Source organism: Dyella japonica (assembly GCF_040545895.1).
Taxonomy (GTDB): domain Bacteria; phylum Pseudomonadota; class Gammaproteobacteria; order Xanthomonadales; family Rhodanobacteraceae; genus Dyella; species Dyella japonica_D.
Map to the genome: position 1 here is coordinate 1,134,007 of NZ_JBEPMU010000001.1, position 19,997 is coordinate 1,154,003.

A 19,997-nucleotide genomic window follows, 5' to 3' on the forward strand; every position below is an offset into this window, starting at 1 on the left:
CATCACCGCTTGCGCATCACGATGAGGAAGTGATCGCCCATGTCGCGCAGCAACGGCAGCGCGCCGAGGCGATCGTCGAGTCGGCCCAGCCGTTCGTACCAGTGACGGCGGCGGCGGTAGTAATCCACCAGGTACGGCGGCGGCATGAACAGGCTCAGCGCGCGATAGCTTTCCAGCGAAAAGTGTTCGCCGAAGGCGCGGTAGAACTCGCGCGGCAGGTAGTAGTACGTCCAGATGGTGTGCTTGTTCATGCCCACTGCGGCCGGGCCGCGCGTACCGCGCACGCTGGCGCGGCGGAAACGTCCGCGCATGGCGTAGTGGCCCATTTCCCACGGGCAGATGCGACCGATCACGGAGAACACCAGCTTGCCGCCGGGCTTGAGCAGGCGCGCGCATTGCTCGGCGACGGCGTGCAGGTCCGGCGCGCAATTGAGCGGGCCGAAATTGGAATAGATGCCGTCGAATTCGTCCTTCAACTGATCCAGCTGCTGCACGCCAAGGTGCACGGCCATGATGTTGGATTCGAGCCCCGCCACGGCAGCGCGCGAACGCGTGCGTCCGACCATCTCAGGCGACCAGTCCGTGGCCACCACCTGATAGCCGCGGCTGGCGAATTCCAGCGCGTCATGCCCGGTGCCGCAGCCGATATCAAGCAATTGCGAGCCGGCGGGTACTTCCTTGCGCACGGTGTCCCACATCGTGATACGCATGCGCTGGATCAGTTCATTGTTGCCGCGCGGACCGTCGTAATCGGCGGCCACGCTGTCGAAGGCTCGCTGCGTATCGAGCAATTGCGCTTCGTTCAAGGAGGCCTCCATCGAGCGCCGGTTCGCATATCCCATGACTGATTTCCAACGCTCGCTTGCAGGTTGATCGATGCGGCGCCACGCCGCGCGGTGATGACAGGTCTGCCCTCTTCCCGTAGGTGCCCTCAGGCGTGCGTTTGGTTGAATGAAACCGTCACAACCTGCTTACGACGCAGCGCATTGCGCACGATGGCGGCGAACGCACCCAGCGACAGGCCGAACAGGATGCCGATGCCCCAGATGAGCGTGAGATTCGGGAAAACCGGCCCCTGCGGCACATACACTGGCCACATCAGCGACGTTTGGTAGGTGTAGTTGCGGGTGAGACGGATGCTGAGCTCGCCTTGCGTCTGCCGCAGTTCGCGGATCTGCGCGTCGGTGGCGGTCAGCAGCATGGAAGCCACGCCTTCGCCCTGTGCATCCTTCGCTGCGCCGGGCTTGGCCGCCTGCAGGAGCTGGTCGCGCTGGGCCTCGGCGGCCTTCAGGTCGGCATCCACGTCGTCCAGGCGGGCCTGCGTCATCGCCAGGGGCTTGGCCAGCAGTGCCTGGTGCACCACCTGCAGTTCCGCCACCGTGGCCTCGGCGAATTGCTTCGCCTGTTCCGGCGACCACGCGCGCACGCTGAACTTCACCAGCGGGCCGGCGTAAGGCAACGGTTCGATCTTCACGCTCTTGCGATACAACCGGGCTTCGGGCGCGTCGTCCTTGATGCCGAGGTTCGCCAGCACGTGGTTCTGGAACGGCACCAACTGCAGGCGCTCGAGCACGCGCGCCAACGGTTCGACCTTGGGATCGGTACCCTGAAGGGCCGGTACCTGGCCGATCTGGATATACGCCGTGGCTTCCCACTGGCGTCGCGCCGAGTGCGAGAACGCGAACACCGCGATCAGCACCGCCAGCAGGCCGGCGAGGAACCACGCCCATTCGCGCGCCAGGATGTGCCACAAATCCAATACGTACACTTCGTCTCGTTGCATGATCGGCTCACTCATGAAAGGGTTGGCGGGACCATGCCGCGATTGGTCGGCAAGGTGTGGTCGATGGAGTTATCCGTGCCCGATGGCCGATGGTTCGGCAGCAGCGCGGCGATCAGCTGCAGCAGCAGGCACAGCAGGATGAAACCGGCATTGGTCCAGGTGAACGCCTGCGGCGCGAACGGCGCCATCAGGCAGGTATAGGACACGCGAAGGAAGATCAGCAGGCCGAACAGCGGCACCGTCGGCTGCAGCCGACGCACGCTCCACAGCAGCAAGGCGTACAGCGCCACGATGGAGACCGCCGCGCCCAGGGGTCCCCACGCCATCAGGAACGGAAAGAATTCCGTGCCCACGTTGATGTTCGCGGCATCCAACGGAATGCCCGTGCCTGCCGTGGCGATGGAGCCGGACATCGGCACCAGCTGGTTGATCAGGAAATGGCTGTCCACGTAATGCTTGGCGAGAATGGAGCCAAAGTTGTACGGCCCGGCGCTGGCGTACAGCAGCAGCCACTTCACGCCCTGCGGCGCGGCCTTGTACATGTCGCTGAAAGGCAGCGTCACATAGTCGAGCGTGCCCGAGCGCAGGATGCCAAGCACGGAGAACAAGGTCGCGCCGCCCACCACCAGCAGCGCCACGCTCTTCCACGGCAGCGGGCGCGCATCGTCACGGCGCAGCAGGATCACCAGCACGACGGAGAACAGGGCCGCGAAGATGCGGTTGCGATCGATCACCAGCACGGGAAACACGAAACCGATCGCAATCAGGGCCGCACGCAAGCTCTTGTTCCGCGCGCACAGCATGCCGATGGGCGGCAAGACCCAGCACATGTCCGACACGTGGCGAATGTGGTCGCGGCCGCCTTCCATGTTCGCGTACGACGACGGCGTGGAGAACAGCGGAATGGGAAACAGCGTGAGATCGAGCAGGCAGAACAGCACGATCAACCCGGCGAACAGCAGCGCGACGAACGCGTCGCGCGTGCCGGTGTAATCGCGTCGACGGAACATGCTGCTGGTCGGCAGGCGGATACCAGCCACCACGTCGAACGCAAAGATCGCCAAGGCCATCGTCACCAGCAGCAACAGCCCTTCCAGGTAATCCGGCGGCAGGTCGTAGGTGAGCAGGGTCAGCCCGCACGTCGCCAGCAGCGGCAGGCTGAGATAGAACGACGGCAGGCGAAGCAGCTGTTTCATGCCTGCTCCAGCACGTGATGCGCCATCCGCCGGCGCGTGCGCGACATCAGCGACAGCAGCGCGTAGCCGGCCAGATGCACCGTGACCGCGCACACGCGCCGTTCCAGGAAGCCGATCTTGGCGCCGATGTAATGCGCCTGCGCCAGCAGCAACGTGCGATACGGTTCCTCGAACATCGCCGAACGGCGGATCGCCACGTCGCGCGCCTCCATCAGGTTGTGCACGCGGACGCGCGGATCGCGCGTGCGGCTCAGGTTGCTGGTGTGGATGCGATACGCGCACACATTTCGGTCGATGAAGCCGATGGCGTCATGGGCCGCCAGGCGCAGGAAGAAATCCCAATCGTCGATGCGCAGGGTTTCGCTCCAGCCCGCCACCGTTTCCAGCGCGCGGCGACGCACCAGCGTCACCGGCCCGCCGATGGCCCACTGCGAAATCACCGCGCGGCGGATGCCGTCGTCGGTCGCATAGAGGCTCTTGTCCGCGTGGTGCAGGTCGCGCATGCCGCTGTCGTAAAGGCGGTTGCCTTCCTGGTCCACCACTTCGGAATCGCCGATCACGGCCCACTTGTCCGGATGCGCCTGCAGATAATCCACCTGCGCATCGAGACCGCCAGGCAACAGATAGTCGTCGCTGGCACCCAGCCGCAGGAAATCGCCGCGGGCGCGCGCCGCCAGTTCGTTGAGCGTGGCGGCCACGCCCTTGTTCTCGCGCCGCACGTACTCCACCGGAATGTCGTCACCGTGCCGGCCGATCCAGGCGGCGATCCTGCGGCCGGTGTCGTCGGTCGAGCCATCGTCGATGATGACGATTTCCTTCACCGGATAGGGATCCTCCAGCACGCTGTCCAGGCAGCGCTCCACGAAACGCTCGTGATTGAAGGCAGGCACCAGGACGGAGACCAGCGGCAGGTGGGGTCCCGACGGCAGGGCATCGTGCATTTTCATAGTTCCCCCAGGTATCGACGGACCACGATCACGTTGAAGACGAGGTAGAGCACATAGTTCACGGTGAACGCGTACATCGCGCCGACCAGGCCGTAGCGCGCGGTGAACAGGTAGACCAGCACCACGTAGCTGATCGCAAAGGCCAGCTCGGAGGCCACGAACAAGCGCGTCATGGCCTTGGCGAGCATTACGTAGGAGAGGACGAACGAGGCGATCTTCATCACGTCGCCGACGAGCTGCGGACCATAAAGGCTGTTCGCGGTGGTGAAGTCCGCGCTGAACAGCAGCGCCGTCACCCAGTCGCGGCATACGTATACGCCAACGGCCAGCACCACCACCGCCGGCATGATGTAGCGATAGGCCTGGCGCAGCTCCGACACCAGCGGCGCGCGTTCGTGCGTCGAGGCGAGCTTGGGCAGGTAGTACACGTTGATCGCGGTGGTGAGAAACAGCAGGTAGGCATCCGACACCTTGCTCACCGCCTGCCAGTAACCCACCTGCTCCCAGCCGAACTGCGCGGCGAGGTGATCGCGCACCGCGATGTTCACCAGCGGCGGCAGCAGCGCCGAGGTCAGCGTCATCACGGAGAAGGTGGCCAGGCGCAGCGTCATCTCGCGGTCGAAGCGCATGCGCAGCATGCCGCGGTCGAAGTACGGGCTGCGCCACCATGCAGGCAGGCCCACCGCAAGCACCAGCAACTGCCCCACTACCAGCGCAAGCAGCGCGCCATACAGATGCAGCCACCGCGCCAACACCAGCGCCACCACGATGCTGAGCAGCGAACCGAGCACCTGGATGAAGGCCAGGCGCTTCACGTCCATGAAGCCGTTGATCACGGCGAGTATGTAGTTGACCAGCGCAATGCCCAGCTGCACCGCGGCGAGCACGGCGATGAGACCCTGGTAGCGCACGTCGCCCAGCAGCCATCCGGCGATCTGCCGGCTCAACAGCAAACCGATGCAGCCGATCAGGCAGGACGCGCACAACGCATACCACAGCGCCGCCGAGAGCAGGCGCGACAGGCGCTGCGGATGCTCGCGATACTCGGCCACGTACTTGACCACGCCCGCACTGATGCCGCCCCCGGCCAGCACGGCCAGCACCGACATCAGGCTCATGAACTGGCCGAGCCGCCCGACGCCTTCCGGCCCTGCCATCCAGGCGACCAGCTTGAGTATCACCAGCCCCGCCAGCAGCTTGGCCGCCGTGGCGATGGAGGCATAGAAGCCGGCGCGCACGATGTTCATGGCGCACGCTCGAACGCGTTGCAGGCGTCGATCACACGGCGGATGGCTTCCTCGTTCATCGCCGGACCCATCGGCAGGCTCAGCACTTCGTCGTGCAACTGCTCGGTGATCGGCAACTGCAGGCCGCTCAGCGACGCATATGCCGGCTGGCGATGCGGCGGCACCGGGTAATGCACCTGGCTTTGCACGCCGTGCGCGCGCAGATGTTGCTGGAGCGCATCGCGCGCACCGCAACGCACCACGAACAGATGCCAGGCGTGCCGCGATTCGTCCGCCACCTGCGGCAGCACGATATGCGCGTGGCGGATGCCCTCGCGATAGTGACGCGCCACCTGCCGGCGCATGGCCACTTCATGATCGAGATGCGCGAGCTTCACGCGCAGCATGGCGGCCTGGATCTCGTCCAGGCGCGAATTGCAGCCCTGATACAGGTGCTGATACTTCACTTCCGAGCCATAGTTGCGCAGCGCCAGCACACGCGCGGCGAGTTCGGGATTGCGGGTGACAACGGCGCCGCCATCACCCAGGGCGCCCAGGTTCTTCGCCGGGAAGAAACTGAAGCCGGCCGCATCGCCGAGCGCGCCCGCGCGGCGTTCGCCCAGCGACGCGCCGTGCGCCTGCGCCGCGTCCTCGATCACCAGCAGGCCGTGACGTTGGGCGATGGCGGACAACGCGTCCATATCCGCCAGCTGTCCGTACAGGTGCACGGGCATCAGCGCACGCGTGCGCGGACCGATGGCCGATTCAACGCGCTCGGGGTCTAGATTGAACGTATCCGCATCCGGCTCCACCAGCACAGGCACCAGTTGATTGGCCGTGATGGCGAGCAAGGTGGCGATGAAGGTATTGGCCGGAACGATCACCTCGTCGCCGTCGCGCAGCGCGCCCAGCTCCTTGTAACCGCGCAGGATCAGCGAAAGCGCGTCGAGCCCGTTGCCCACGCCCACGGCATGGGCCACGCCGCAGTACGCCGCGAACTCGCGCTCGAACGCGCCGAGTTCCTCGCCCATCACGTACCAGCCCGAATCGATGACGCGCGCCGCAGCGGCCTTCAGCTCGTCGGCGTAACGGGCGTTGACGTCCCTGAGGGAAAGGAAGGGCACGTCCATCACAACACCCACTCGTAGAAATCGTGCACCACGGCGCGCGCACCGAAGGATTCCTTCTGCGCGATCAGTCCGCTGTTGAGCACCGTACCGGCCTGTTCGGTGGAGATGCCGAAACTGAAATAGCTGCGGTCCGCATAGGTTTCGCTGACCAGCGTGCCCAGCAACAGGCTGAGCGCATCCACGCGCCTGCCCTCTTCCGAGGCGGCGATGTATTGCGAATGCACCGTCCGGCCAAAGTCGTAGACCAGCACGCCGGCAAGCAGCGCATCGCCCTGGCGTGCCTCGTGCAGCACGATCTGCTCGGGAAAACGTGATTGCAGCAGCTGCAGCTCGGCGAGGCTGTGGGTGGGAGCCACGTCATGCCTGCGCAACACCTCGCCCAGCAAGGCGTGATATTCGGTGAGGTCGTTACCGCGCCGCACTTGCACGCCGGCAGCATCCGCGCGGCGTATGGCCCGGCGACGTGCTTCCGAGAAACTCACGCGCTCGCGCAACGGCACCACGGAGGAAATATCGCGGCGCACCAGCCGCGCACCCACGCGCTGCAAGGCGTAGAGATCTTCCTCCGATGGATACGCATGGAATACATGCGGCACCGCTTTGTAGATCAGGCTCGATACGCCCGCCTGGCGATAGTGCTCGCCCATCAGCTCGAACACCGCCAGGGTGGAATCCGCACGCAGGTCGTGCGTGGTGATCAGCCCGGCATAGGTGAGCCCGCCGTGGCTGGTGACCACATTCTCGCGAAGGCTCGCCGGAAATACCGCGACGATTTCCGCGCCGCGTTCCACCACCAGCGAGCGGTCGGTGAAGCGGTCGGCGTGATAGTCCATGTAGCCGCGACGATGGAGGAAATTGCCATTCCTCGACCGCCCGACCACGGCGTCCCAGGCGGCGGCGTCCGATGCATCATAAGGGCGCGCCTTAACCATGGGCTTCACCCAACAGCGGCTCGTGCGCCACGGCGACGCCAAAACCATCCATGCCCATGTCGTTGCCGTTGTAGAACATCAGCGTGTCGTCGCCGCGCCGGATCAACGCGGGATAGCAGATCGTGCGCGAGTCCCAGCCGCTGTCGGACAAGGCCAGGCCCAGCGCTTCGTCGCGGCGCTCCCAACCGATGCCGTCATCGCTGAAGGCGACGCCGGGAAAGTATTCGCCGGTCACGTTGCCGCGCGTGAAATACATCGCGTAGCGTCCGTCCATGCGGTACACGCGCGGGCGACCGATGCGGTATTCGCTGCCGCGCGGCATCAGGCAGACGTGATCGTCGCGCGGAATCTCGGCCAGGTCGCGCGTGCTCACACAACGAATGTGGTAGCGGGGAAAAGGACGCCCGTCGATGACTTCCCAGTCATCACCCACGGCATACCAGAGGCGCCATTCCCCGCCATGGAACATCGCCGAATGCACGGCTGCAATGGTGCTTCGGCCCGGCGCGCGATCCAGGATGGGCGTTTCCTGCACGCGTTCGAATCGCTCGCCGCCATCGGTGGATACGGCCAGGCCCGTGAAGGCCAGGAACTTGGCGCGCGCCACGCGCTGGAAGCCGACATAGAACATGTGCAGGCCGCCCGGCGCCTGCACCACGTCGCCGAGAATCATGCCGTTGTCGTCGAAACAACCGCCCCGCCCCACGTCGAGTACGGGTTCGGCGCTGACGCGAATGACTTGCGACGGATCGTCCGAGCGCACATCGACGTAGCCGATGCGGCTCACGCCGTCGTCATCGCGAAACCCTGCGTAGACGCGGATGGTCTCTTCGTCGAGCCGCCACGGCGTGGGAGTGAGCGCGGAATGGCGCATCCATCCGCCCACGCCCTGCTGCGCGGTATCGAATACCAGCCCTTGCTTGCGCCATGTCGCCACGGCGTTCAGAGCCTCACGTCGAAACTGGAACGGTCCGGCACCGCCTTGGCCGGCGAGCCGACATAGATGCGTCCCTGCTCGGTATCGCGGTGCACCAGCGCACCGGAACCAATGACATTGTCGGCCGCCACTTTCACGTGGTCGTTGAAGGTGGTGTTGACGCCGACGAAGCTGCTCTCGCCGATTTCGCAGAAACCGGAAATGACCGCATGCGAGGCCACGAACACATGATCGTGCACCACCGTGCGGTGGCCCACGTGGTTGCCGCTCCACAGGATACAGTTGTTGCCGATGCGCACGAACGGCTGGATCACGTTGTTCTCGAAGATGAAGCTGTTCTCGCCGATCTGCGCGTTGCGCCACACGAAGGCGCGCGAACTCACGTAGGTGGCGAAGCGGTAGCCGCGCTGCTTGGCATCGAGATAGAAGCGCGTGCGCAGGCGATTGAGCTGGCTCGCCGGAATGGCCACGAAGGCTTCGAACTCCGACGGCGGAAAATACGCTTCCAGTTCCTCGTACGGCACCACCGGCTTGCCGGCCAGCGTGGACCCCGTGAGGTATTGCCGTTCGACGCTGAACCCCGCCACTTCGTAGTCACTGTCGTGCTCGAAGTATTCGCAGGCGATCTGCGCCATTTCCCCTGCGCCGATCAGGACTAGGCGCTTTGGCATGCCACCATTTCCGTGGGATAGACGACGCCACGCACTTCGCGCAGGAAGTCGTCGTAGTTGGTGATGTAGTCGGCGGGGTCGTAGAGGTGGTCGGCCAGCACCATCAGCACGCAGTCGTCGCTGAAGTCGTACAGCTCACGCCACACCATGCGGCCCATCAGCAGGCCCTGCGATGGATCGTTGAGCACCACCTCGAAGGGGCCGCTGCCGTCATCGAGCAGGAAGGTGACCGAGCCACGCACTGCCACCGCCAGCTGGTGCAGGTGGCGGTGTGCATGCTTGCCGCGATGCACGTCTCGCTGCGTCGCGAAGATGTAATACACGCGACGAATCTCGAAAGGTACGTTTCGGTCCTGCTCGAGGGCTATGAGCATGCCGCCGTGATCGCCATGCTTCTGCAATTGAACGCGTTCGATTTCCATGTGCTCATCCGGTCTTCAGAGTGTCGACGACGGCTCTTGTCACTGAGTGCCGGACCGGTCCGTAAAGGTTGCGTCACATGGGGATCGTCAGGTTCGCCACAACCTTTCCGCGCGCACGGGGCACTTACCGCCACAAAGCTCGTTTCATTCCGCGTGCCTTTCCCTCCCCCGCAGGTCCTCGTGGGTGAAGTGCGCGTGATGTGGACGACCCGCGGTGAAGTTCAGAGGCCCCGACATGGAATGGCAGAAAGAAGCTCCGCCAACGACGAATGCCAGCGCGGCGCCCCGGTCCGCCGCCGGCAACCCGGCGCCTGAGGCGCTGCCGCGGCGGCCGCGCGCCCTGGTGGTGATGCATTGGCTGACGGCGCTGTTCCTGGCCATCGCCGCCGCCCTCATCCTGATACGCGACGACGTGGACGGGCGCAGCCTGCGTCTGTGGCTGCTGGAAGGCCACCGCCACTTCGGCCTGTTCGTGCTGCTGCTTTTTCTTGCGCGCGTCGCTTACCGCTTCCGTGCGGGCAAGCTGCCCAGCGAGGGCAACACCTCGGCCTTGATCCGCATTGCCGCGGGCACGACGCACATGGCGCTGTACGCCCTGCTGTTGATCCAGCCGGTGCTGGGCTGGGCACTGAGCAGCGCCGAAGACAAGCCCGTGCACTTCTTCGGCATCACGCTGCCTGCACTCGTGGCCAGCGACGAAGACCTCGCCGACACCCTCACCGTGTGGCACCAGAACATAGCCTGGGTGCTGCTTGCATTGATCACCCTGCACATCGGCGCGGCGCTGTGGCACCACTTCGTGCTGCGCGACCGGACGCTTCGCATGATGCTGCCCGAGCGCCGTCGCTGATGAGTGCCGGAGTTTACGCATGCCGACACCCCTATCGAGACAAGGAGCTTTCATGTCGCCCTCACTGACCCGACACCTGATGCGCCGGGCCGCGTACGCGCCGTGGGCGCTGCTCGTCGCCGTGCTGATGCTCGCCAGCAACAGCGCGCATGCCATTCCCGCGTATGCACGCCAGACCGGCTCTGCCTGCGCGGATTGCCACGCCGGCGCCTATGGCCCGGCGCTCACGCCGTACGGCATGCGCTTCAAGCTCAACGGCTATACCGATACCGACGGCCAGGGCACCAAGATCCCGGTCGCCGCGCAGATCACCGGCACGCACAACGTGCCCGCGCGCGGCGACGACACCACGCAGCTCAACGAAGTGGATGTGTATCTTGCCGGCCGCATCAGCGATCACCTCGGCGGCTACGTCAAGGTGTTGACGGACAACCAGGGCAATGACCACTTCAACACCAAGCTGAGCAACGTGGACCTGCGCTTCGTGGCGAAGGACCTGAAGATCGCCGGCAAGGACACCACCATCGGCGTGAGCGTGAACAACAGCCCGGGCTTCGACGACCCCATCGGTGCGATGCCGTATACGTCGGGCCTCGGGCCGCCGGCTGTCTCCGGCACCCTGCTGAATCTTTCCAGTGCCAACACGCTGTACAACCGCGTGATCGGCGGCAGCGTCTACGCGCTCTATGACAACGACTGGTACGGCGAAATCGGCACGTACAACACCATGCCGACCTCGGTGCAGGATCACCTGGGCTACAACCCGGCGAGCGATCCCGGCCATCTCAGCGATACCGGGTACTTCCGCTTTGCGTACATGAAGGACTTGAAGAGCCAGTTCTTCTCCGCCGGCGTGGTGGCGCTCACCACCAAGCGGCAGCTGCCACGCAATGCGCCCAGCGACGACGTCACCGATCTGGGTTACGACCTGACCTATCAGTTCCTGGGCAACCGCGAGCACATCGTGCAGGCGAGCTACGTGAATATCTACGAGCAGCGCGATTACGGCAGCACGCCGGTGGTCGGCGGGGTCGTGGCCAAGCCCACCGGCAATGCGCGCGACCAGACGCTCAGCGTCACGTACACCTTCAAGCAGAGTTACGCGTTACAGGTGGCGCACCTGATCAGCACGGGCAACCAGGACCCGGCGCGCTATCCGCCGTTCGGCAAGCCTGACAGCACGGCCAACATGATCAGCCTGTACTGGACGCCATTCGGCAAGGACGACTCGTTCACCTCCATCGCCAACCTGAAGCTCGCCGCCACGTGGTACCGCTACACCCGCTTCAATGGCGCCAGCATGAACATCTTCGGTGCGCCAGTAGGTGCGCTGATCACCAATGCCAAAGACCTTGATGCATTCACCTTGAGCGCGAGTGTTGCGTTCTGACCGAACCAGGAGCCCCGAAGTGACCAGAACAAGATTTGGGAGAGCGGCGCACTGCGCCTTGATGACGGGAATGTTGTGCTACGGCGCGAGTGCCCTGCCCGCGCTGGCCGGCGACGCGGATGCCGGCAAGGACGTGTTCAAGCAGGAATGCGCCGAGTGCCACACCACCAAGGAAGGCAAGAACAAGAAGGGACCGAGCCTGTTCGGCATCGTGGGGCGCAACGCGGGCAGCATTGCCGACTACAACTATTCGGACGCGCTCAAGAACGCCAAGTGGGTGTGGACCGAGGACAAGCTGCACTGGTACCTGTCACAGCCTGCAAAACAGGCCAACCCGGGCACCAAGATGAAATATTCGGGCCTGGACAATGCCAAGCAGCTCGATGACCTGATCAGCTATCTGCAAACGAACCACTGAGGTATCGGTGCATGTTTACGTGTACACGATCCCTCGCCTGCTACTAACCTTGGAAGGCGCCGACGCGGCTCACTCAAAGGATCGATGTTGCAGGTGGATGGTTTAGCCAGCGGTAGCCGGGCATCTCTACCCGTGGCGAGTCAGCGCCCACGGCGGACGGGCGTGGTCGCCTGACATGGCCATGGCGCGGCACGTTCGCCATCGCATTGCGCTCGCGGCCCTGGCAGCGGGCGGCGGGCTGCCGTGGGCGGCCCAGGCCCAGACCGCCACCGTCAATGGCACCGTGGCGCTGAGTTCGCAACTGGTGGACCGCGGCCTGGCGATCACGCCGGACACCGCCGTGTTGCAGGGCGCCGTCTCGGTGACGCTGCCCTCGGGCTGGGCGTTCGGCGCCTCGGCCAGTGCCGAACTGCGCGACGTCTCGCCGCCGGCCGAAGCGTTCGTGCAGGCCTCCCGCTATTGGCGCATCGCGCCGGACTGGCAACTCCAGGCGGGGCTTCTGTACTACGACTACCCGAGCCGCGGCGGCGGCGCGTTCAACCGTACCGAAGGCAGCGTCAACTGGATCTACCGTGACGTGCTCACCATGGGCCTGTCGGCCATCTACCCCACCGGCGGCACCAGCCGTCAGTTGCGGGGCGCCGCCGACGTGGCCTTCCACTGGCCGCTGCCCTGGGGCTTCGCCTTTTCCGCCGGCGCCGGCTACGCCCAGGCCCAGGTACCCTACTACCGCGTCTACGGCAACGGCAGCGGCGGCAGTTACGGCTATCACGGCGGCGACCGCGTAAACTCCTACGGGTACGGCCACCTGGGCCTGATCTGGGGCCAGGGACCGTGGCGCGTGGAGGTCGACCGGATGATCGTCGACCACACCATGCGGCAGGAAAACCTCGCCGCCTCGCCCTGGGTGGCCACCATTTCCGTGTCCTTCTAGGGATTTCAGGTCGCAGCAACCATTTCGGACCCAGTGGGCACTTACGTGGTAACCCCCATGCCTACGTCCTAGCCATGAAAGACTCCGATATCGATGCCGACGAGACAGACCGCCTGCTGCTCCAGCGCATGGCGACGGGCGATCGCGCCGCTTTGACGACGCTGTACCGCAGCTATCACGGGCGATTGTGTCGATTCCTGTCGAGACTGACGCGCCGCGCCGACCTGATCGAGGAAGTGATCAACGACTGCTTCTGGATCGTTTGGCAGAAGGCCTCGACCTTCAAAGGCGAGTCGCGCGTGTCGACGTGGATCATCGGCATCGCTTATCGCTGCGGCCTGAAGGCGCTGCGACAGCGCGGCGACGAACCGGTGGATGACGAAGGCGTGCCGGAAGATCGCATTCCCGCCCACGACCCCGGCGAGGATCGCGAACTGCGCGACTGGCTGAGCAAGGGCATGGAACGGCTTTCGGCCGACCAGCGCGTGGTGGTGGAACTGGTCTATGGCGTGGGACACACGCTGGACGACGTGGCGGCCATCATGCAGTGCCCGGTGGGCACGGTGAAGGCGCGGTTGTTCCATGCACGAGTGAAATTACGAAACGTACTGCCGGCCTTGGCCGGTGACCAACTCACGCAGAAAGAGAGCGTGCCATGAAGTTGACGAAGGATACTGACAGGGACTGTGCCCAGGCTTGGGAAGCGATGCCGTGGGTACTGCAGGACAGTGCCTCGCAGGAACAGAGCGCCTGGCTCACCGAACATCTCGCCCGTTGCGAGGCCTGCCGCGACGAGTTTGCGCAGCAGAGCCAGCTGCGGCTTGCACTCGCACTACCCACCGACATCCAGCTCGATCCCGAGGCTGGCCTCAAACGCCTGCTGGGTCGCATCGACGCGGCGGAAGCCGAAGAAACACACACCCACGTGCGTACCGGCACCTGGTTCACCCGCGCACTGGTGGCCGCCGTGCTGATACAGGCACTGGGCATCGGCGTGCTCGGCGTGAAGCTCTCGTCCGAGAGTGCGGCGCAACCGTATCGCACGCTCAGTGACCCATCGCAGGCTGCCATGCCCGGCGCCATTCATGTGGTGCCGGATGCGAACATGAAACTGGCCGACTGGAACAGCCTGCTCCACTCGCTGCAACTGCAGGTGGTGGGCGGCCCCAATGACGTGGGCGCCTATACCGTCGTGCCGGTGCATGCAGCGGCCACGCCGGACGCACTGCAGCAGTTGCGCACCATGCGCAGCATCCGCCTCGCCGAACCGGCCACCACCAGCCCGTGAACACGTGTCCATGAAACCTGGTTCGCTGTTGCTTCTGCTGGCCGTGTCGGTGCTGGGTGCGTGCTCGCCCTCGCGCCCGGCGTCCACGCAAGGCACCACCGTGACGCCGGTGGCGTCGGCCAGCGACAACGTGGCCACGATGAACAGCGCGCGCGACATCGTGCTGGCCGTGGCCAATCCGCAGGAGCCGCCGCCGACGCATGCCGGCTCCAGCATGCTTGGCTATGCGCCGCCGTCGAACTACGGCGCGGGACAGCGCGCCATCTCCATGCTGCACGAGATGCGCGAGCACTACGGCTGGCATGAAGTCACCGGCTGGCCGATCAAGGCGCTGAGCCTCTACTGCATCGTGCTCGAACCGCCGGCCGGCATGACGCGCGAGGATCTGCTCGCCGCGCTGGCCAAGGACGAACGCGTGGCGCTGGCGCAGCCGCTGCAGGATTACGCCGTGTATTCCGCGCAGAACGACGCAGGCACGCAGGACGCGGACGGTCCGCACAAGTACAACGACCCGTATGCCGACCTGCAACGCGGCTTCGTGGAAACCGATGCCGCGCTGGCGCACAACACCAGCCAGGGCGATCGCGTGCACATCGCCATCGTCGATACCGGCGTGGATACCTCGCACCCCGATCTGCTGGGCCGCATCCACGACACCAGCAACGAGGTGGACGACAACAACCCCGCGTTCAACCGCGACCCGCACGGCACCGAAGTGGCCGGCATCATCGGCGCCATCGGCGACAACCACGTGGGCATCGTGGGCATCGCGCCCAAATCCGAGATCAGCGTCTACAAGGCATGCTGGTATCCCACCACGGTGGAGGCCGGCGCGCGCTGCAATTCGTTCACGTTGGCCAAGGCGCTGGCAGCCATCCTCGATACCGATGCGCGCGTGATCAACCTGAGCCTGGGCGGACCATCCGATCCATTGCTCAACAAACTGCTCTCGCAATTGCTCGAGGAGCGACGCATCGTGGTCGCCGCGTTGCCACCCGATGGCAGCACACGCGGATTTCCGGACAGCGCCCCCGGAGTTCTGGTGGTGCGCGTGAGCGGCGAGAAGCCCGCGCCGCCCGACGTGCTCAGCGCCCCAGGCAACGACATCCTCACGACCCAACCCGGCGGAGGTTACGACTTCACCTCCGGCTCCTCGATGGCTGCCGCTCACGTGAGCGGCATCGTTGCATTGCTGCTGGCGCTGTCGCCCGGCCTCGATGCACGCACCATCCACGAGCTGCTGCTGAGCACCAGCAAGATGGTGGGCGGCATCCGGCAAGTGGATGCCGCCGCCGCAGTCGCAGCACTGCGCAAGAATTTCGTTTCATCCAGGCGTTGAGTTCCCCCGCTTTATTCCCGTTCACTCCATCGCGGATCCCCACCGTGAAGCAGATCGCCGAAGCCCCCTCCTGCATGCCCGACGTTGCCGTCCAGCCCCACCTCGGTGGCGCGCTCGACTGGGTCGGCATGGACGGTATCGATGCTCCCGTGCGCATCGACGCCGGCAATGGCACGACACAGCAGGTCAAGGCGCGCGTCGGCGCCTTCGTCAACCTGGTGCGCACCGACCGGCGCGGCATCCACATGTCGCGCCTGTACCTGCTCATCGACGAATACCTCGGCGCGACGCCGCTCAGCCCGTTCACGTTGGAACGCCTGCTGCGCGCCTTCCTGCAGTCGCATCACGAACTGGCCGACCGCGCACGCATCCAGCTGCGCTTCGATCAGCTGGTGCTGCGCAAGGCGTTGCGCAGCGATCACTACGGCTGGCGCAGTTATCCGGTGACCATCGAAGCCACGCTGGGCCGCGACGGCTTCGAGGTGTCGCTGGCCACGGACATCGTCTACTCCTCCACCTGCCCCGCGTCGGCCGCGCTCGCGCGCCAGCTGATCCAGGAGCGTTTCGCACAGGACTTTCCAACGACCACGCCCGTGCAGCACGCCGACGTGCTCGCGTGGCTGGGCAGCGAGCAAGGCATCGTCGCCACGCCGCATGCGCAACGCAGCGTGGCGCACGTATCGGCCCGCCTCGCCCACGATGCGCCGCTGGACGTCATCGACCTGATCGATCGCGTGGAAGCGGCACTCGGCACGCCGGTGCAGACGGCCGTGAAACGCGAGGACGAACAGGCCTTCGCGCTTGCCAATGGCGGCAACCTGATGTTCTGCGAAGACGCCGCGCGCCGCATCCAGCGCGCGCTCGATGACGACGAACGCCTCGCCGATTTCCACGTGCGCCTGGAACACCAGGAAAGCCTGCACGCCCACGACGCCGTGGCGTTCGCGAGCAAGCAGCGGCGCGAATAAGCCTTTCGACACCAACGCACGGTAGGCATGGCTCGGGCGCAAGCTGCCCGCCGGGTGGCGTGCCCATTGCCTTCACACCTCGTTGGCGAGCGTGGGTATGGACTGAGCGGACGCCTTGCGACCCGGCACGGCCCCAGCGGAGACCTCACGCATGTCCGAGCATGTCTACAAGTCCATCGAACTCACCGGCTCCTCCAAGACCAGCTGCGATGATGCCATCCGCACGGCCATCGCCCACGCGTCCAAGACCGTGCGCAATATCCGCTGGTTCCACGTCATCGAAACGCGCGGCCACGTAGACGATGGAAAAGTGGCCTACTGGCAGGTGACGCTGAAAGTCGGCTTCACCCTCGAATAGCGCATCCACCGGGTTGTGGTGCACACGCCTGCCCGTCGCGGTCAGGCGTGACGCGCGCGTGGCTGCGTCACACGGGGCGCTGCGTGATGGCTGCGCTTGAGATCCAGGAACTGGATGCTGCGCTCCTCGCGCAACCACTGCCCCAGCGAAGCCTCGTACGCCTGACGGTAAGGCTTGCCGAGATGATGCCTAAGAAAATGTTCCCGGCTGCACGCCCACACCTCGTACAGCACGAAGGTGTCCGGATCGTCGGGCGGCTGATTCAGGTAGCAGGAAACGAAGTCCGGCTCCTCGGCCATGGCGTCGAGGATGCCGAGCATGCCCTGCTCGAGCTGCTGCACGTGTTCGTGCCTGGCGGGAAGACGCACGATGAAAGCGGTGGACTCGTTCATAAGCGGATCTTCGGTTCGATGAAGTCATGGGATGCGATGAATGTTCCAACCAAGGCCTCACGAAGACATCCCGCGCCATCGATGAACACGTGCGACGTCGTCGAACGATGCGCGACGGGCCTTGAGCTTCGCGCCGCCAGCCTCAACGTCGCTAGCTACGCCCTTTGATCACACCCTTTTCGACCTATCCCTGGAGTCATCGCATGCATATCGATCTCACCGGCCGCACGGCCATCGTCACCGGTTCCACCGCAGGCATCGGCCTGGCCATTGCCACCGGGCTCGCCGGCACCGGCGCTCACGTCATCATCACGGGCCGCACGCAGGCGCGCGTGGACGAGGCCATCGCCTCAGTGAAAAGCGCGGTGCCTACGGCGAAAGTCACCGGCGTGGCCGGCGACCTTGGCAGCGCCGAGGGTGCACGCCAGCTCATCGCGCAGGTGCCCGAGGCGGACATCCTCATCAACAACCTCGGCATCTTCGAGCCCAAGGCCTTCTTCGACATTCCCGACGAAGACTGGACGCGCTTCTTCGAAGTGAACGTGCTGAGCGGCGTGCGCCTGTCGCGCCACTACGCGCAAGGCATGGCCAAGCGCGGCTGGGGCCGCATCCAGTTCGTGTCGAGCGAATCGGGCCTGCAGATTCCCGCCGAGATGGTGCATTACGGCACCACCAAGACGGCGCAGCTGGCGGTGTCGCGCGGCCTGGCCGAATCCCTTGCGGGCACCGGCGTGACGGTGAATGCGATCCTGCCGGGCCCGACGCGCTCGGAAGGCGTGGGCGATTTCTTCGCCAAGATCGCCAAGGACCAGGGCGTTTCGCAGGAACAGGTGGAGCGCGATTTCATCCAGACGCACCGCCCGTCGTCGCTGATCAAGCGCCTGGCCACGGTGGAAGAAGTCGCCAATCTTTCCGTCTACCTCGCCTCCGAGCAGGCCTCGGCCACCAATGGTGCGGCGATGCGCGTGGATGGCGGCGTGGTGCGTTCCATCGCGTGACGATCACCGTCAACGAACGCCAACACACCGGCGTTCGTCGACCTCGTTCGTTGAGAACCCTCAGTGTTCCGAGAGCAACCAGTCGGCGCACTGATCGATATCGCTGGTGGCGTGCCAGCCGTGGATCGCAATGCGCAAATAACCTTCGCGCGTGCTGGTGCTGATGCCGCGCGCTTCGGCGCTACGCAGCAGCCGTGCGCAGAGGTCATCGGGAATCGCGAACGACAGCGTCGAACCGATCCTGTCCGCCTGCACCAGCGCATCGAGCCGATGCGCTTCCGTCGCCCACGCCGCGTGTTCCGCCAGCTTCGCCAGCAGCGCGCGCTGCAACGTGGAGATATGCGACTGCAACGCCGTCGCGCCACCGCTTTCCACCAGCAAGCGTATGGATGAAGCCAACGCTGCACACGAGAGAATGGATGGGCTGCCCGCTTCCAGTCGTCGTCCATCCTCGGCCCACAGCGCATCGCTCGGCGCCTGCGTGCCGCCCTGCGAGAAATGATCGGGCGCGGACAACCACGTGCCCAGCGGTACCAGTTGTTGGCGAAACGCGCGATCCGTCCACAGCAAGCCCTGCCCCTGCAAGCCGAGCAGCCCCTTGTGGCCGCCGGTGGCGAACGCGCTCACGCCTTCGAACGACGTCGTCATCGTGCCTGCGCCCTGGATGCCATCGACCACCAGATGCACGCCGCGCGCGCGGCAGCCACGCCCGAGCTTTTCCAGGTCGAGACGGATGCCGTCCTGGTAGCGCACCCACGACACCGCGATGACGCGCGTGCGCGGCGTGATCGCTTCCAGCAGGCGTCGCTCGGGCTCCATGTTTGCGTGAGGCACGGCGGGCGTCTGCGCGGCATGACCATCCCACAGCGCCACTTCCGTGCAGCGCACGCCCTTGCTCGCCAGCGCCAGCCACGGCAAGCGGTTGCTGGGAAATTCGCCCACGGGAATGAGCACCTCGTCGCCGTGCTGCCATGGATAACCCAGCGCCACCACTTCCAGGCCGGTCGAGGTGCACGTCACCAGGCTCATGTCCTGCGCGTCGACACCGAGCAGCGTGGCGCCAATCTCGCGCAGCGCGCGCTGCACGTCGAGGAAATCCTCGTTCCAACGCACTTCCCACGGCCGCAGCTCCGTGCCCAGCAGCGCGTGCATCGCCGCGGCGGAGGCACGAGGCAAGGGACCGTCCTTGCAATGCGAGAACCACAACAGGTCCGTCGGCATGTCGAACAGGTCGCGGGACAACAGGGGAACGTCAACGTGCGGCACGGCGCGTGTACCTCGATGCGTCATGTGGCGGTAAAGATGCGCAAGCTAGCACACCGCTTTGCGTGCACTTCGACGGTCACGCCGCAATCACCTGTGGTCCATTCACGCCGCTTGCACAAAAACGTCCGCGTGGCGTGTCCGCCGTCCGTGCGGCTTGTCCGGACACCGTCCGCGGACACTTCCGCCACAAAAAGGCATCCGCCAAAAATGGCGTAACGGCGCGGTTTTCCAGCGATCTCCGAGGTTGGCACGAGGCTTGCCACATAGACAGCGAAAGCCACCCAACCCCGTCAAGGAGAATGACCATGAAATTCGAGAACGTGATGCTGCACAGCCTGTTCGCTGCCTGCCTGCTGGTTTGCGTGCTGACCCTGGGTGCCATGATCGCCGCTCCGGTCGCCTACTCCAACGCAGCCGTGGCGAGCGCCACGCCGGCCACCGCGACGGCACAGCCGGCCGGTTGAGGAAGAGCCGCTTGCGCTCCTTCCCGATTGCACACATACACGGAGACGGCGGGCCCGTCCGGCCTCGCAAGACTGCTTAGCCCCGGGA

At 65.2% G+C, this 19,997-nt stretch carries 23 protein-coding genes; 11 read left to right on the forward strand and 12 right to left on the reverse strand.

Annotated elements, in window-relative coordinates:
• Positions 1-2: 2 nt before the first annotated feature.
• From ABIC75_RS04930 to ABIC75_RS04975, 10 genes are all read right to left on the reverse strand, one after another.
• Positions 3-842 (reverse strand): class I SAM-dependent methyltransferase, encoded by an 840-nt coding sequence (locus ABIC75_RS04930; RefSeq protein WP_354012728.1) that lies wholly within the window; start codon positions 840-842, stop codon positions 3-5.
• 89 nt (positions 843-931) lie between these two features.
• Positions 932-1,783, reverse strand: a complete 852-nt coding sequence (locus ABIC75_RS04935; RefSeq protein WP_354012729.1) for a lipopolysaccharide biosynthesis protein — start codon at positions 1,781-1,783, stop codon at positions 932-934.
• 11 nt (positions 1,784-1,794) lie between these two features.
• Positions 1,795-2,979: a hypothetical protein gene (locus ABIC75_RS04940; RefSeq protein WP_354012730.1), complete on the reverse strand. Its 1,185-nt coding sequence runs from the start codon at positions 2,977-2,979 to the stop codon at positions 1,795-1,797.
• On the reverse strand, positions 2,976-3,920 hold the full coding sequence (locus ABIC75_RS04945; RefSeq protein WP_436407885.1) for a glycosyltransferase: 945 nt from the start codon (positions 3,918-3,920) through the stop codon (positions 2,976-2,978). The genes ABIC75_RS04940 and ABIC75_RS04945 overlap by 4 nt, the downstream gene beginning before the upstream one ends.
• A gap of 2 nt (positions 3,921-3,922) precedes the next feature.
• Complete coding sequence (locus tag ABIC75_RS04950; RefSeq protein ID WP_354012732.1) at positions 3,923-5,173, reverse strand: O-antigen translocase; 1,251 nt, start codon at positions 5,171-5,173, stop codon at positions 3,923-3,925.
• Positions 5,170-6,282, reverse strand: a complete 1,113-nt coding sequence (locus ABIC75_RS04955) for a DegT/DnrJ/EryC1/StrS family aminotransferase (RefSeq protein ID WP_354012733.1) — start codon at positions 6,280-6,282, stop codon at positions 5,170-5,172. The genes ABIC75_RS04950 and ABIC75_RS04955 overlap by 4 nt, the downstream gene beginning before the upstream one ends.
• Entirely contained in the window at positions 6,282-7,214 is a 933-nt protein-coding gene (locus ABIC75_RS04960) for a GNAT family N-acetyltransferase (RefSeq protein ID WP_354012734.1), read from the reverse strand. The genes ABIC75_RS04955 and ABIC75_RS04960 overlap by 1 nt, the downstream gene beginning before the upstream one ends.
• On the reverse strand, positions 7,207-8,151 hold the full coding sequence (locus ABIC75_RS04965) for a hypothetical protein (RefSeq protein WP_354012735.1): 945 nt from the start codon (positions 8,149-8,151) through the stop codon (positions 7,207-7,209). The genes ABIC75_RS04960 and ABIC75_RS04965 overlap by 8 nt, the downstream gene beginning before the upstream one ends.
• Before the next feature lie 5 nt (positions 8,152-8,156).
• Positions 8,157-8,822 (reverse strand): acetyltransferase, encoded by a 666-nt coding sequence (locus ABIC75_RS04970; protein WP_354012736.1) that lies wholly within the window; start codon positions 8,820-8,822, stop codon positions 8,157-8,159.
• Positions 8,807-9,244: a sugar 3,4-ketoisomerase gene (locus ABIC75_RS04975; protein ID WP_354012737.1), complete on the reverse strand. Its 438-nt coding sequence runs from the start codon at positions 9,242-9,244 to the stop codon at positions 8,807-8,809. The genes ABIC75_RS04970 and ABIC75_RS04975 overlap by 16 nt, the downstream gene beginning before the upstream one ends.
• A 235-nt stretch (positions 9,245-9,479) precedes the next feature.
• On the opposite strand from ABIC75_RS04975, the gene ABIC75_RS04980 reads away from it, so the two are divergent.
• From ABIC75_RS04980 to ABIC75_RS05020, 9 genes are all read left to right on the forward strand, one after another.
• Positions 9,480-10,094, forward strand: a complete 615-nt coding sequence (locus tag ABIC75_RS04980) for a cytochrome b (RefSeq protein ID WP_354012738.1) — start codon at positions 9,480-9,482, stop codon at positions 10,092-10,094.
• Between the two features lie 52 nt (positions 10,095-10,146).
• Positions 10,147-11,484 (forward strand): cytochrome C, encoded by a 1,338-nt coding sequence (locus tag ABIC75_RS04985; RefSeq protein ID WP_354012739.1) that lies wholly within the window; start codon positions 10,147-10,149, stop codon positions 11,482-11,484.
• A gap of 61 nt (positions 11,485-11,545) precedes the next feature.
• Positions 11,546-11,902, forward strand: coding sequence for a c-type cytochrome (locus ABIC75_RS04990; protein ID WP_354012740.1), 357 nt, complete (start codon positions 11,546-11,548; stop codon positions 11,900-11,902).
• A gap of 283 nt (positions 11,903-12,185) precedes the next feature.
• On the forward strand, positions 12,186-12,836 hold the full coding sequence (locus tag ABIC75_RS04995; protein ID WP_354012741.1) for a hypothetical protein: 651 nt from the start codon (positions 12,186-12,188) through the stop codon (positions 12,834-12,836).
• Between the two features lie 74 nt (positions 12,837-12,910).
• Entirely contained in the window at positions 12,911-13,495 is a 585-nt protein-coding gene (locus tag ABIC75_RS05000; protein WP_354012742.1) for a sigma-70 family RNA polymerase sigma factor, read from the forward strand.
• Entirely contained in the window at positions 13,492-14,124 is a 633-nt protein-coding gene (locus ABIC75_RS05005) for a zf-HC2 domain-containing protein (RefSeq protein ID WP_354012743.1), read from the forward strand. Before ABIC75_RS05000 ends, ABIC75_RS05005 begins: the two co-directional genes overlap by 4 nt.
• Before the next feature lie 10 nt (positions 14,125-14,134).
• Positions 14,135-15,463, forward strand: a complete 1,329-nt coding sequence (locus ABIC75_RS05010; RefSeq protein WP_354012744.1) for a S8 family serine peptidase — start codon at positions 14,135-14,137, stop codon at positions 15,461-15,463.
• A gap of 74 nt (positions 15,464-15,537) precedes the next feature.
• Complete coding sequence (gene folE2 / locus ABIC75_RS05015; protein ID WP_354013071.1) at positions 15,538-16,431, forward strand: GTP cyclohydrolase FolE2; 894 nt, start codon at positions 15,538-15,540, stop codon at positions 16,429-16,431.
• Positions 16,432-16,582: 151 nt separating this feature from the next.
• Positions 16,583-16,789: a dodecin gene (locus tag ABIC75_RS05020; protein ID WP_354012745.1), complete on the forward strand. Its 207-nt coding sequence runs from the start codon at positions 16,583-16,585 to the stop codon at positions 16,787-16,789.
• 41 nt (positions 16,790-16,830) lie between these two features.
• Here ABIC75_RS05020 and ABIC75_RS05025 read toward each other — a convergent pair whose 3' ends face one another.
• On the reverse strand, positions 16,831-17,181 hold the full coding sequence (locus tag ABIC75_RS05025; RefSeq protein WP_354012746.1) for a putative quinol monooxygenase: 351 nt from the start codon (positions 17,179-17,181) through the stop codon (positions 16,831-16,833).
• Between the two features lie 203 nt (positions 17,182-17,384).
• On the opposite strand from ABIC75_RS05025, the gene ABIC75_RS05030 reads away from it, so the two are divergent.
• Positions 17,385-18,179: an SDR family NAD(P)-dependent oxidoreductase gene (locus tag ABIC75_RS05030; protein ID WP_354012747.1), complete on the forward strand. Its 795-nt coding sequence runs from the start codon at positions 17,385-17,387 to the stop codon at positions 18,177-18,179.
• Between the two features lie 60 nt (positions 18,180-18,239).
• Here the strand turns inward: ABIC75_RS05030 and ABIC75_RS05035 are convergent, their stop codons facing one another.
• Positions 18,240-19,445, reverse strand: a complete 1,206-nt coding sequence (locus ABIC75_RS05035) for an aminotransferase class V-fold PLP-dependent enzyme (RefSeq protein ID WP_354012748.1) — start codon at positions 19,443-19,445, stop codon at positions 18,240-18,242.
• 305 nt (positions 19,446-19,750) lie between these two features.
• Here ABIC75_RS05035 and ABIC75_RS05040 point away from each other — a divergent pair, with 305 nt between their 5' ends.
• Positions 19,751-19,909, forward strand: coding sequence for a hypothetical protein (locus ABIC75_RS05040; RefSeq protein ID WP_354012749.1), 159 nt, complete (start codon positions 19,751-19,753; stop codon positions 19,907-19,909).
• Positions 19,910-19,997 lie beyond the last annotated feature (88 nt).